Here is a 13,441-nt window from a genome sequence, read left to right on the forward strand (position 1 = left end):
GTGAACACCACCCCCTGGACCGCGCCGAAGATCAAGGCCCTGAAGGGAAAGGAAAAAATCGTTTCCCTGACGGCCTACGACTATGCCATGGCCCGGCTCGTGGACGCGGCCGGGATTCACCTGGTCCTCGTCGGCGACTCGCTGGGCATGACCATGCTCGGCTACGAGAACACGCTGCCCGTGACGATGGACGACATGATCCACCACACCGCGGCCGTCGCGCGCGGCGTGAAGACGGCGCTTGTCGTCGGCGACATGCCGTTCCTCTCGTACCACGCCTCCATCGAGCAGGCCATTCTCAATGCCGGGCGGTTCATCCAGGAGGGCGGCGCCAACGCGGTGAAGATCGAGGGCGGCGCGTTCCGCGAGCCGCTGATCCACGCGCTGGTGCAGAACGGCATCCCCGTGCTGGGGCACATCGGGCTCACGCCGCAGAGCATCGAGGTCATGGGCGGCTACAAGGTCCAGGGCCGCAACCACGCGGGCGCGCAGCAGTTGCTCGAGGACGCCCGCGCGGTCGAGGAGGCCGGCGCGTTCGCGCTCGTGCTGGAGGCCATGCCCGGCGACCTCGCGGCCGAAATCACCGCGGCCGTGAAGATCCCGACGATCGGCATCGGCGCGGGGCCGGCCTGCGACGGGCAGGTGCTCGTGCTCCACGACGTGCTCGGCCTCTACGGCGACTTCAAGCCGAAGTTCGTCAAGCGCTACGCGGAGCTCGGCGCGCAAATCGTGCAGGTCGTAAAGCAGTACAAGCAGGAAGTCCAGACCGGCGCCTTCCCGGGGCCGGAACAGTCGTACGAATGAAGCGGGCCGTTTCCTTTGTCCTCCTGGCCGGGTGGCTCGCCGCCCGCGCCGCCGGCGAATGCCTGCCTCCGGACTGCATCGCGGCCTCCACGAACCCGCCGGGCGGCCTGACGCCGCTCAACACGCCGCAGATCGTCCTGCTCTCGTGGGACGATTCCGTCACGACGGACTCCTATCCGCTGGTCCAGAGCGTCCTGACCAACCATGTGAACCCCAACGGCCAGCCGATCAAGGCCACGTTCTTCGTCTCGCTGGACACCCGGATAGACTATCCGCTCGTCCAGCGCCTCTACGCCGACGGCCACGAGGTCGCCGTCCACACCATGACGCACACGACCGGCACCAACACGCCGCCGGATGCCTGGCGGCGCGAGATCGTCGGCGGCCGATCGACGCTCGCCTCGCTGGGCGCCATCCCCGAGCGCGACATCGTCGGCTTTCGCGCGCCCTATTTGTACAGCAACGACGGCAGCTTCCGGATCCTGGCCGAGCAGGGTTTCCTGTACGATTCCTCGCTCTTTGAGGATCTTGCCGGCATGAGCCCCTCGCCCGCCGCCATGACCTGGGCCTATACCCTCGACGACGGCGCGGTCGAAAACGTCCCGGCCATCCGCAAGCCCGCGCAACCGTATCCCGGCCTCATTGAGCTTCACTTGTACGACCTCTTCGCCACCAACGGGAGCCCCGCCACGATCATGGACCCGCCCGAGAGCTACGCGTCCAACGACGTGATGACCTTGTGGAAGACGAATTTCCTCTGGCATTACGACGGGAACCGCGCGCCGCTGACGCTCGCCCTGCACGCCACGACCACCAACCAGTGGATGTCGAACCCCGCGCACTCGGCGTGGCGAATCGCGGCGCTCAACGAGTTCGTGGCATGGGCCCTCGCGTACCCCCACGTCTATTTTGTAACCTACCGGGACCTTGCGGAATACATGCGAGACCCCGTGGACGTGACCGCCGCGCCCACGGCAGCCGTTTTCCAAACCGCGCGGGTGACTCCGCAGAGCAACGTCGCGGCCTGCGCCTACCCGGGATACCGCACGGTGCGGGTGCTCGGCGGCTGCCCGCCGGCCTACCCGGCGCCCACCAACCTGTACTGGCAATTCGCGCCGACCGGCGGCGGCACCGTGGCCTTCAACGTGATCTCCCAGGACGCGACGCACACCTACGCGTACTTCGTCGTCACGAACGACACCGCGGGCTCCATCTTCCACTGGCGCGCGGACGTGGACATCAGCGCGGGGCAGGTCTCGTGGCTGTGGGACGGGTTCTGGACCCAGACCCTGGCGCACCTGGAGGTCCACGCCAAGCAGTACAACCGGATCCTCGCCCCCGGCGGGTCCGCGACCGTGACGTTCCGCCTCGATACGACCAACCCGGTCCTGTTCACGGGCGCGGACGTGGCCCTGGACACCCTCGCGCCCCGCGCCCCGACCCTCGCCGTGATCCGGGCCGACCTGGAATCGAACGGCCTCGCGCTGGCCTGGGACCGAACCGCGGTGGAATACGAGTTGCACGCCGCCACCCAACTGGTCGGCGAGGGCTGGAGCCTCTTCGCCACCGGCGTCTTCACCGAGGCCTGGACCGGCGACCTTTCCGTGCTGCCGGGCCGGATGTTCCTGCGCGTCGGCGGGATGCCCTGACGGGAATGTCTGGCCGGGCGAAATGTGCCGGGGGGCTCGCCCGCGCTATTCACGGCCGAGACGGCCGCGCCACTCTCCCGAGCCCATCCTTCCCGACTGCTGTATTGTGCCGCCCGCGCGCCCGCGCTACAGTGAGACCCGTGCAGATCATCCGCACACCCGCCGACATGCAGGCCCGCGCCCGCGCCCTCCGCCGCGAGGGCCGGCGCATCGGGTTCGTGCCGACCATGGGCTATCTCCACGAGGGCCACGTCTCCCTGGTCCGACTCGCCCGCGCGCGCAGCGAAGTCGTGGTCGTGAGCCTCTTCGTCAACCCGACCCAGTTCGGGCCGAACGAGGATCTGGCCAAATATCCCCGGGACTTCGAGCGCGACGAGGCCTTGTGCCGGGAGGCGGGGACGGACATTATCTTCTACCCGAACGAGAAGGACATCTACCTGCCGGGCCACAGCGTGTACGTGATCGAGGAGTCCCTCTCCCGCGGGCTCTGCGGCGCGACGCGGCCGGGCCATTTCCGGGGCGTGGCCACCGTGGTGGCCAAGCTGTTCAACCTCGTGCTCCCCGACGTCGCCGTGTTCGGCGAGAAGGACGGCCAGCAGCTGCGCGTGATCCGGCGCATGGTCCGCGACCTGAATTTCCCCGTCGAGATCGTCGCCGGCCCCACCGTCCGCGAGCCCGACGGCCTGGCCATGAGCTCGCGAAACAAGTACCTCTCGCCGGAGGAGCGCCGCCAGGCCCTGTGCCTGCGCCGCGCGCTCGACCGGGCCGAAGAACTCGTCCGCGCGGGCGAACGGGACATCGCCCGGATCGCCGAGGAAATGCGGCAGACCGTCGCCTCCGCCCCGCTGGCCCGGGTGGATTACATCGAGATCGTGGACGACGCCACGCTGGAACCCGTCCGCGTCCTCGAACGCCCGGTCATGGCCGCGCTGGCGGTATTCGTGGGCAAAACGCGGCTCATCGACAACACGGTGCTGCGCCCATGAACCTGGACGTCTTTCTGGCCACGCTGATGGTGCTCGATTCGACGCCGCCCACGTTCTCCGCCAGCCCTATCCGGCGCGACGCCTTCCTGAAAATCGGGAACTTCATCGAAAACAGCACGCGCGCCGGCGCGCCGTTCGACCTGAAGACCTTTCCCAATCCCTTCTGGCAGGCCGTCGAGGCGCGGCTGGCCAAGGCCATCGAGGGCATCGCCGCCGAGCCCGCGGACGCCCCGCCGACGGCCTGGCAGCTGTATAACGACGGCGTCGTCCTGACCGCGGACGGCCTGGCCATCGGGCTGGACGTCTATCCGTTCCCGCGCCGGTTCGGCTGGCCGGATTCGGCCGATCTCACCGGGCGCCTGGCATCGCGGCTGGACGTGCTGTTCGTCACGCACCGCCACCCCGACCACTACGACAAGGCCCTCGTCCGCGCCTGCCTCGAACGCGGCAAACCGGTCGTCCTGCCCGCGCCCCTCGCCGCGGACTGGCCCGATTTCAAGACCGTCCTCGCCGCGGACGATGGCCTGCAATTCAACGTTGTTGGACTCGATGTCACCGCGCGCCGCGGATTCCACGTCTGGCGCGCGACGATGGACGAGGTGCCGCTGGTCTATTACGAGGTCGTCTGCCCCGGCGGCTTCACGTTCCTGTTCGTCGGCGATTTGGATTACAGCAAGACGCTCGAAAAGACGGCGGGCCGGGACATCGACCTGTTCTTCCTCCCGTGGCGGCACCCCAACGAAGCCCACGAGCCCGGCCACGCGGCGCAAACGGCGACCACGTTCGACGCCGTCCAGTCGGCCCTCGGCAAGATCCGGCCGCGCGCGCTGCTGTTCGAGCACCTCGCGGAACTGGAGCACGTCTACGACGGCTTCCCCGCCTCCTACGACATCGCCCTGGACCTCAAGGCGCGCGGCGGCGTCCCGTCCGAACTGCTCTTCTGGGGCGAGTGCATCGCCGTGAAGCCTTGAGAGTGCGGCGGCAAGGCCCGCCGCGGGACGCGACGCCGCTCCTTCAGCGCCGTCGCGTCCCGATGCGCTTCGCGATCGGGACTTGCCGGCGCACTCCTTAGCGCCTTGATCCCTGACCCGAGAACGTCTATCCCTAGGCCATGCCCGTGCAACCCGGCATTGAAACACTGCTCGAGGAGCACCCGGACCGGCTCCTGAACCGGCGGGTCGGCCTCATCGCCCATCCCGCCAGCGTGGATTCCAAAGGAATTCATTCCGTCGACCGGTTGCGGAACGCCGGCGTCAACCTCGTCGCCCTGTTCGGCCCCGAGCACGGGTTTACCGGGCGCGGCGGCGCGGGCGAGCTCGTCGCCGACGGGCGCGAACCCGTCTCCGGCCTGCCGATCCGTTCGCTCTACGGCGAGACGCGCAAGCCGACGCCGGAGATGCTGCGCGAACTCGACGTTCTGGTCTTCGACCTGCACGACCTCGGCGCGCGGCCGTACACCTACGTCTCGACGCTACGCTACGTGATGGAGGCCGCGGCGGAGAACGGGAAGGCCGTGGTCGTCGCCGACCGGCCGATCCCCCTGCCCCGGGTTGTCGACGGGCCGATGCTCGATCCGGCGTTCGAGAGCTTCGTGGGGTTCGTGCGCACGCCCGTCGCGTACGGCATGACGCCGGGCGAGACCGCTCGCTTTCTCCGCGAGGATCTTGGCCTGGACCTCGACCTGCTTGTCGCACCCCTGCGCGGCTTTTCGCACGACGCGCCGATCCCGTCCGGCCGATGGATTCCCCCCTCGCCCGCGATCCGGTCCTGGGCCTGCGCGGCGTGCTTCCCGGCCACGGTGTTCTTCGAGGCCCTGCCGGCGCTCGATCACGGCCGCGGGACGGACCTGGCTTTCCAGGTGATCAGCGCCCCGTGGCTCGATGCCCTGGCACTCGCCGACGAACTGGCGGCGCACCCCCTGCCGGGGGTCCGGATCGAGCCCTGCGCCTATCGGGCGGAGGGCGCGGTGTACAAGGGGCAGGATGTCCGGGGCCTTCGATTAAATGCCACGGACCCGGCCGCGTTCCGGCCGGTTCAAGCGGGCGTCACGCTGCTCGCCGCCCTGCAAGCCCTGTACGGGCCGGAGGCGCAGTGGAACGCGCCGGGCGCGCGGCCGGAGTTCTTCGACAAACTGATGGGCACCGATACCGTCCGGCTCGCCTTGCTCAAAGGCGCGGCGCCGGAGAAGATCGCCGCCGGCTGGGCAATCGGGCGGCCCGTTTTTGCCGATAAACGGCGGGCGGCGCTGCTGTACGGTTGACATCGCCTGATGGAGGGCGAGCGTCCCCGCGAGCCGATGTCCGCAGCTTGACTTCCTTCGTTTCCAGCGGACGTTAATTCAGATCGGCGCGCCATGAAATACACGGCCCAGCTCGAATCGGCGGACGGCGAGTTTACGGCTTCGTGCCCCGAACTGGACATCAGCGCGCACGGGTTGAGCGCGGGCAACGCCCTCGATGCGCTCCGCCGGAACATCCGCTTCCACGTCGAACTCTGCCCCTGCTCCACGGTGGAGGAGGAGTCCATCGAGCTGGACGTGCGGCGATGAAAAACCCCGGCCGCGATCGCCGATCGCGGCTACAGCGCTGTAGCCGGCTTCGTTGAAGCCGGCCCGTCCCGCCTTATTCCGGCACGGCCATCGGCTCGGTCGTGGACACCGCGGGGACGTTGCCGGACGGGCGGATGTAGATCTCCGTGCGCCGGTTCTTCTGCATGTTCTCCTCGGTGTCGTTCGGGGCGACCGGCCGGGTGAAGCCGTAGCCCTTGTACACGAGGCGGGTCCGGTCGATGCCGCCCGTGTTGACCAGGTAGTCCACCACGGCCTTCGCGCGGCGCTCGGACAACTTCATGTTGTACTCGTGCTGCGAGGTCTTGCGCTTGTCCGCGTGGCCCTCGACGCGGGCCGTGGCGCCCGGATCGCGCTGGAGCACCTTGACGATCATGTCGAGTTTCTCGAAGTACTGGGGCTTCAGGATGGACTTGTCGTAGTCGAACTCGATGTAGAGCGTGAAGAGCTGCAGGTCGTCGTTCGGGTTGAGCGGATCGGTGCCGTCCTCGATGACCTCGTGCCCGTCGCGCACGCCGCCGTCGTCGGTGTCGGCGTCGAGCGGATTGGTGGTGTAGACGTTGACCTCCGCGCCGTCGGTGAGGCCGTCGGAATCGGAGTCGGGGTTGAGCGGATCGGTCTGCGTCGTGCGGACTTCCTGGTAATCCGTCAGGCCGTCCTTGTCCGTGTCCGGGTCGAAGGGATCGGTGCCGATCTCCTGCTCCTCGCGGTCGAACAGGCCGTCGCCGTCGCTGTCGAGCTCGCCGCCGGTCACCTGCATGGCGGGCGCGACGTGGGCGCCCCAGCGCCACATGACGCCCACGGAGGCCAGGGCCTGGAATTCCCAGTTGAGCGTCGTGGTATGCGCGCGCAGGTCGCCGCGCAAGGCCCACTCGTCGTTGAAGTGATAGAACATTCCGGCGCCGCCGTCCAAAACGGGTTGGGCCTCGCCGCCGCCGACGTCATCGCCGAAGGCCATCAGACCGACGCCGGCCGCGAGGAAGGGATCCCAGCGGAGATTCTGGATGTTGCGGAGGTGCAGGAGCGCGTCCGCGCCCAGGCGCAGGCCCCACGTGTCGTCGTCCAGCTGGTTGGGCCGCTCGGTCCTGAACTCGCGGTTCGGGAGCGACGGGAACAGGTCCGCGCCCAGGTCCACGGACCAGCGGGGGGAGAAGGCGTAGTTGAACTTCAGGGACAGGCCGGCGCTGTCCTCGACGACCTGGTCGCCCTCGAAGTGCATGAAGCTGAACCCGACGCCGCCGGACCACGGGGCTTCCTCGAAGAGGTCCACTTCGGCGGCCACCGCCCCCATCGCCAACACCAGCCAGACGGCCAGAAACGCTGTAATCCTGTTCATGTCGACACTCCCTCCGCGTTGCCTCGAAACAGCCGTGCAGACTATCACGCCCCCGCCCCCGCGCAAGTGAAAAGCAGCCGAACGCGGCCGAAAAGACTTGCAACCCGCTTGGAGAATCTCATCATCCTCTTCAGGAATTCAAACGCCACCACGCGACGTTACAGGAGGACGCCATGAAGACTTGGAGCAGAAGCCTCTTATCCCTGTGCATCCTTTCCATGGTCATCACGGTCCATGCGGGCCCCCTCGCCCACCGGCAGTCCGTGGAACGGCTGCTGGATCTCTTCGGGGTGGAGACCGTGTGCCAGGCCACGCTCGACGCCCTGGTCCGGGAGGCCGTGGAGGCGGAGCCCGGCCTCGCCGGGTCGGAAAACACCCTCCGGGATTTCCTGGTGCGGAAGATCGGTTGGGCCGCTCTGAAGCCCGCCGTGGTCGAGCTGTACCTGGGCGAGCTCTCCGAACAGGAGATGGGCGAGATCCTCAAGTTCTACGAGAGCCGGACCGGCCGGAAGTTCGCGGCGCTCTCGCCGCTCATCTCCGCCCGCGTGATGGAAATCGTGCAGGAGCGGCTGGCGCGGAGCGGGGACGAATGGGCCGCGCTGGTCGAACAGGAGCTGAACCGGGCGGCTGGGGCGCCGGAAGCCGGCGCGGAATAGGAGGCGGCCGATGAACGCGCGAAGACTGCTGCTGTGGTCCGCCCTGCTGCTGGGCGCGGCGCGGGCCGCCGGCGAGGATATCGAGACCTACCGCGCCGAGTACAAGGCCCAATCCGACGCGCTGGCGGCCAAGTACGACGCGAAGGCCAGCCAGTTCCGGAAGACCGACGGCACCGTGGACACGTCCAATCCGGAATGGCAAAAAATCGACGCAGAATACAAGGCCGAGAACGCCAAGCTGCGCCAGGAGTTCGTCCAGAAGCATCCCTCGGCCACGTCCATGAACGAAGTCCGCCAGACGCCGGCGGGCCAGAACCTGAAGAACACCGGCAGCCCCTACACGAGCGCGTACTCGGACGGCGACTGGACGGCGACCACGGACGCCGACGCGGCGAACGTGGCCGAGCAACTGAAGGCCAAGGGCCACAAGGTCACGTACGATTCCGATCTGGGCATGTGGATGGACGAATCGGCGGACACCAAGATCTGGGAGCCCGAGAACGAGGCCCGGGCCAGGGCCCGCGCCAACAACCCCGAGGGCTACACGCGCTCCGGCTCGCTCGACCACGAGGGCATCAAGTCGCCCAACGCGCAGTACGACCCGGAGGGCTACGTCGAGGACCTGAACAAGAAGTACGAGGCGGCCAAGGCCAAGGGCGACACCCGGACGATGAACAAGGTGGCCGCCAAGATGCAGGAGGCCACCGGCAAGCCTTTCGACCCGGTGACCCAGACCATGCGGGTGGACGCCAATCCCTTCGAGTCCGGGGAGCAGACGCTCGGCGAGTCGGAGGAAGTCAAGAAAGCCAAGGCCCAGGAGCGCGCCAAGGCCCTCGACAAGGAGGTGGCCGAGGCTCGCGCCAAGGCCAAGGCGCAGTCGGAATCCAACACGAAAATGCGGGACGACCTGGCCAAGAAGGAGCGGGATCTGGGCAACAAGAAATCGGCCCAGGAGTACGAGGACGCCAATAAGAAGATCGAGAACACCAAGCCCAAGTCGGAGCCGCCGAAGACCGAGCCGGGCAAGACCACGGGAACGACTTCGGACTCGCCACCCTCGCAGTCGGAACCCGCGAAGCCCGGGAAAACTTCCACGCCGAAGACCGAGGCCCCGAGGACGCCCGACACTCCGCCGGAGAGCGTACGGACGCCGCCGAAGACAACGGAGCCGGCGAGGCCCCCCTCCGCGCCGACCGAGCCTCTCAAGACGCCGCCCTCGGTCACGGAACCCGTCCAGACGCCCTCCACCACGCCCGAGCCGGTAAAGACTCCGCCGAAGGTCACGGACCCGGTCAAGCCGCCGACAACTCCGGAGCCGGCCAAAACACCGCCGACCGCGCCGGAACCCGTGAAGACTCCGCCCTCGACACCGGAACCGGTCAAAACACCGGTCGCGCCGGAGCCGGTCAAAACTCCCGCGACCACCCCCGAGCCGGTAGAGATTCCTCCAACGACAACGGAACCCGTAAGAACATCGCCCACGGCAACGGAACCGGTGAAGACGCCCCCGACAACGCCTGAACCTGTCAAGGCGCCGGGAACCACCACGGAACCCGTCAAACCGCCCTCCACCACACCGGAGCCGGTGAAACCGCCCTCGGCCACACCGGAGCCCGTCAAGACGCCGGCCGCCACACCGGAACCTGTACAAACTCCCGCTTCGACTCCCGAACCCGTCAAGACGCCCACAACGCCCGCCGGCACCTCGCCGGGCGAGACATGGGTAAACCCCCTGACCGGCAAAACCCTCCCCGTCGGCACCTCCGGGAGCAAGATCGTGGATGGCGGCGCCAAGGTTCTGCAGAATCCCAAGGTGCAGGGCGGGCTGAACGTCATTGGCGGCGCGATCGTGGCGAAGGACGGGTACGACACGATCAACAAGATCAACACGGCCGCGGACAAGGGCGACCTGAAAACGGTCAACGTCGAGGGCGGCAAGGGCCTGGGCCGGATCGGCGGCGGTTATGTCGGCGGCGTCGGCGGCGCGAAGGCCGGGGCGTTGATCGGCGGCACGTTCGGGGACGGCCCCGGGGCCGTGGTCGGCGGGTTCATTGGCGCGATCGTCGGCGGGATCGGGGGGGCTATCCTGGGCGAGAAGGCCGGAGAGAAAGTCGTCCCGGCCGCCATTGACGGCCTGCGCACCGGCGGCCAGAAGGTGATGGAGAACTATTACGGCGTGGACGACAAGCAGCCCGGCGAGTGGGAACCCGTGGAGGATACAAAGGGGTTCGATCGCATTGAAAAAGTCATGGGGGACGGCGGCAAGGATTCGCCCGCCTCCGCCCCGTCGGGCTTCTCTCCGCCCGTGGTTCACACCACGCCGTCGGGCGGCCGGCCCGTCACCCCGACGCCCGGCGGCGGCAGCCCATACAAGCCGCCAACCACACCCACGACCCCGGGAGGCGGAATAGATGTTTCCGTGCCGGGCCAGGACATGGACGACATTGACTTCGGCGCGCCGCCGGATTCCGCCGCGTCCGGCGATGAAAAGCCCAAGCCCGTTGTGAAGCCGGTGCCTCCCAAGCCGCCGGAACCGGACGACGAACCCGGCGATTACCCGGAGCCGGAAGAGCCCCCGGACATAACGCCCCCCGTGACCGCGCCGGAACCTCCGGAGGTCGCGCAGCCGTCGGGCACCGAAACCATCGAAAAGGGCTGGGTCAAGGACGACAAGGGCACCATCAAGGTGACCGAGACCAAGGGCCCGAACGGCAACGTCATCAGCATCACCCACACCGAGTACGACGCCAACGGGAACATCATCGGGTCCACGACCTACCCGGTCGGCCAAGGCACGGACGCGAGCGAAGGGGGCCAGCCAGAGCCCGGGATGAATGACGGCGGAGAGCCTGAAGGCGAGAGCACAGGGACCCGTCCTCCCACCGATGACGAAGATATTTTCCCCTGCCCCATGTGCGGGCACCGATGCAAAAAGACCGAATTGGTTCCCGCCAGTTTCAATAGCAAGCTTCTGGTATGCGGTTCGTGTGCAGACCAGAACTGGGCTGACTCCGCCGAGGATAGAACCGACGGGCGTTTCAAATGCTTTTCCTGCGGGAAGACCTTCTCCTGGCCCCGCGTGGAAGAGGATGAACCCATACCCCAAGGCGATGGGACCAGTCTCATCCCCGCAAGAAACTACTGCCCTCATTGCGACACCTTGCTCAAGACCTGCAAGGGCTCATTGGGCAAGGAATTCTTCGACGCGGACATCGAAGATTGGGCCACCCTGCGCGGCGATCCAATATGCGCAACATGCGGAGCCGCAATGGGCTATAAATTTAATTATGAAAATGCCCAGGCGGGATGGGATTCCTGGGACTTTTTGTGCCCCCGTTGTGCGGGAACGGTCAGAGTGCCGGGTCCGCTTTTCGGCGAAACGAACACGGTCCAGGCGTCGGAGCTGCGCCAGGCGGAGGCACGGACCAGCGAGGATGTGCTTATCCCCAGCCGACCCGACACGCCGGGTTCCCTGGCCACGTACCGGGATGAGCGCGACCTCGACATGGAGCAAAGGACCGGCAACGGCCTGTCGCTGATGGGCAACCAGACGGACCTGCAGAACGCGTCCAACATCGGGAACGAAACGATCCGCGACGCGAAAAGGGTTCGGGATACGGGCGGGCAGGACGCCCAGAAAATCGCCGACGACAACCAACGCACGACCCGGATCGAGCAGGACAAGGACAAGAGCAAGATCCTGGATGCCGTGATCAACGGGGTCGGCACCGGGGTCAAGACCACGGCCGGACATTTCGGCACGGAGGTCGGCAAGGGCGTCGGGGACAAGATTTTTAAGTCCGGCAAGAAGGAAGAACCGCAGACCGCGGGCACGGGCGGCACCGTGGCGCCGGCCACCCCGCCCTCGCCCGGAGGCGGCGCAACAACCATCGCCTCCACGCCTTCCGGCGGCACCACCAAGGGCACGACGAGCGGCGGACAGCCGCCTTCCGGCGGCGGACCCGTCTGCGTGGTCTGCGGCGCGCCGGCCTACATGGAGTTCGAGGGCGTCGGCTGGCTGTGCCACGACTGCGAGTCGAAGGGGCATGACTATCCGCCCGGAGGCACGACGGCGGAGCCCGGCACGGACGAAGGGACGGAGCCGGTGATCCTGGCCGACGCGATCTGTCCCATTTGCGGGCAGATGTATAACCCCGCCTTCGGCCATCAATGCCCGGGGGCGGTCCAGGCGCCCACGGCAGGAACGGAGCCGCCGGCGGCCCCTCCTACAGGTGTGATCTGCGGGCATTGCGGCCAACGGGTGCCGAAGGTCAGCAGCAAGTCGAGGGGTTCGGGCTGGGGAACGGATGACGGCAGCTACGGATCGTATCACGCCTCCATCGAAAATGCCTGTGACGCCTGCATCGCCAAGTGGGAGGCCCAGTGCGACGCCGAGGCGGCCAAGATCCAGCCGAAGCCCACGCCCTGACGACGCCTGCATAGCCGGCCCCATCGCGCGCGGTGACGCTGCGGTCTCGTACCAAACACGGATGACAAAAGGCTCACCATGGCAGGTCGACGCCTCCGGCGCAGCCGCGGCTCGGCGGGCCGCCTCGCCTTACCTGTATTACCTTCGCTTACCCGTACTGGGCATGAGGGATCTTCGACTTGTTGGGCGGCGCGGAGATTCCTCGCTGCGCTCGGGATGACGTGCCTCCGTTCCTGTATCCTCGATTTTCAAGGGGCCCGCAGGGCCGGGCCCCCTGGGCATGCCGACAAAAATGTAATTCCGACCATTTTTAACCTATTTCGTTTAAACATGTTCTGACACGTTCAGGGATTGACACCCCCACCCCCACTCTTACAATACAGCAGCAACGGGCTGCGCATGACTCGAAAGACCGCATTGCTTGCCCTGTGTGCTTCGTCGGCCATCAGGGCGCGTTGTCCGCAGGCACGCTTCCGCGGCACGCACCCTCCAGCGCCGCGACGCCGCATTTTCCGGCCCACTTCAACCGAGGCGCTCACATGAAAATATTAACGCAAGGTGTCGTTCTCTCCACGTTGCTGTTCGCCGCTACGGCAAGCGCGGGGCCGCTTGTCCATCGGCAGTTGGTGGAACGCCTGCTGACCCTCTTCGGCGTGGAGACGGTTTACCAATCCGTCCTCGGGGCCGTAGTACAGCAAGCGGTGGAAGCCGAACCCGCCCTCGCAGGGTCCGAAAAGGCCCTCGGCGATTTCCTCTCGAGCCGGGTGGGCTGGGCGCGGCTCAAGCCCGAAGCCGTCGAACTCTACATGGGCGAGTTCTCGGAAGAGGAGATGACGGAGATCCTGCGCTTCTACGAAAGCCGGACGGGCCGCAAGCTGGCCGCCCTGTCGCCGGCCATTTCCGCCCACGTCATGGAATGGGTGCAACAGGAACTGGCGAAGGCAGAAAGCGATTGGGAGGCCCTGATCGCAAGCTTGTTGCCGGCGGCGGAGAACGAATGAAGAGCACGCGTCCC

The 13,441-nt window shown here is 67.1% G+C and carries 10 protein-coding genes; 9 read left to right on the top strand and 1 reads right to left on the bottom strand.

Going from position 1 to position 13,441, the window contains the following annotated elements:
- From panB to KA248_07080, 6 genes are all read left to right on the top strand, one after another.
- A complete protein-coding gene (panB, locus tag KA248_07055) occupies positions 1 to 804 on the top strand; it encodes a 3-methyl-2-oxobutanoate hydroxymethyltransferase (protein MBP7829660.1) in 804 nt (267 codons plus the stop codon).
- Positions 801 to 2,453, top strand: coding sequence for a polysaccharide deacetylase family protein (locus KA248_07060; protein ID MBP7829661.1), 1,653 nt, complete (start codon positions 801 to 803; stop codon positions 2,451 to 2,453). The genes panB and KA248_07060 overlap by 4 nt, the downstream gene beginning before the upstream one ends.
- Positions 2,454 to 2,593: 140 nt before the next feature.
- Positions 2,594 to 3,439, top strand: a complete 846-nt coding sequence (locus tag KA248_07065; GenBank protein ID MBP7829662.1) for a pantoate--beta-alanine ligase — start codon at positions 2,594 to 2,596, stop codon at positions 3,437 to 3,439.
- Complete coding sequence (locus KA248_07070) at positions 3,436 to 4,410, top strand: MBL fold metallo-hydrolase (GenBank protein ID MBP7829663.1); 975 nt, start codon at positions 3,436 to 3,438, stop codon at positions 4,408 to 4,410. The genes KA248_07065 and KA248_07070 overlap by 4 nt, the downstream gene beginning before the upstream one ends.
- 146 nt (positions 4,411 to 4,556) lie before the next feature.
- A complete protein-coding gene (locus tag KA248_07075) occupies positions 4,557 to 5,699 on the top strand; it encodes a DUF1343 domain-containing protein (GenBank protein ID MBP7829664.1) in 1,143 nt (380 codons plus the stop codon).
- A 93-nt stretch (positions 5,700 to 5,792) separates the two neighbouring features.
- Positions 5,793 to 5,987, top strand: coding sequence for a hypothetical protein (locus KA248_07080; GenBank protein ID MBP7829665.1), 195 nt, complete (start codon positions 5,793 to 5,795; stop codon positions 5,985 to 5,987).
- 73 nt (positions 5,988 to 6,060) lie between these two features.
- On the opposite strand, the gene KA248_07085 is transcribed toward KA248_07080, so the two are convergent.
- Positions 6,061 to 7,341, bottom strand: a complete 1,281-nt coding sequence (locus KA248_07085) for an OmpA family protein (protein ID MBP7829666.1) — start codon at positions 7,339 to 7,341, stop codon at positions 6,061 to 6,063.
- A 173-nt stretch (positions 7,342 to 7,514) separates the two neighbouring features.
- Here KA248_07085 and KA248_07090 point away from each other — a divergent pair, with 173 nt between their 5' ends.
- The 3 genes from KA248_07090 (at position 7,515) to KA248_07100 (ending at position 13,427) form a co-directional block, all read left to right on the top strand.
- Positions 7,515 to 7,997 carry a DUF2059 domain-containing protein gene (locus KA248_07090; protein MBP7829667.1) on the top strand — a complete coding sequence of 161 codons (483 nt, stop codon included), beginning with the start codon at positions 7,515 to 7,517 and terminating at the stop codon, positions 7,995 to 7,997.
- 10 nt (positions 7,998 to 8,007) lie between these two features.
- Entirely contained in the window at positions 8,008 to 12,426 is a 4,419-nt protein-coding gene (locus tag KA248_07095; protein ID MBP7829668.1) for a hypothetical protein, read from the top strand.
- A 539-nt stretch (positions 12,427 to 12,965) separates the two neighbouring features.
- Positions 12,966 to 13,427 (top strand): DUF2059 domain-containing protein, encoded by a 462-nt coding sequence (locus tag KA248_07100; protein ID MBP7829669.1) that lies wholly within the window; start codon positions 12,966 to 12,968, stop codon positions 13,425 to 13,427.
- Positions 13,428 to 13,441 lie beyond the last annotated feature (14 nt).

The organism is Kiritimatiellia bacterium, assembly GCA_018001225.1.
Classification (GTDB): domain Bacteria; phylum Verrucomicrobiota; class Kiritimatiellia; order CAIQIC01; family JAGNIJ01; genus JAGNIJ01.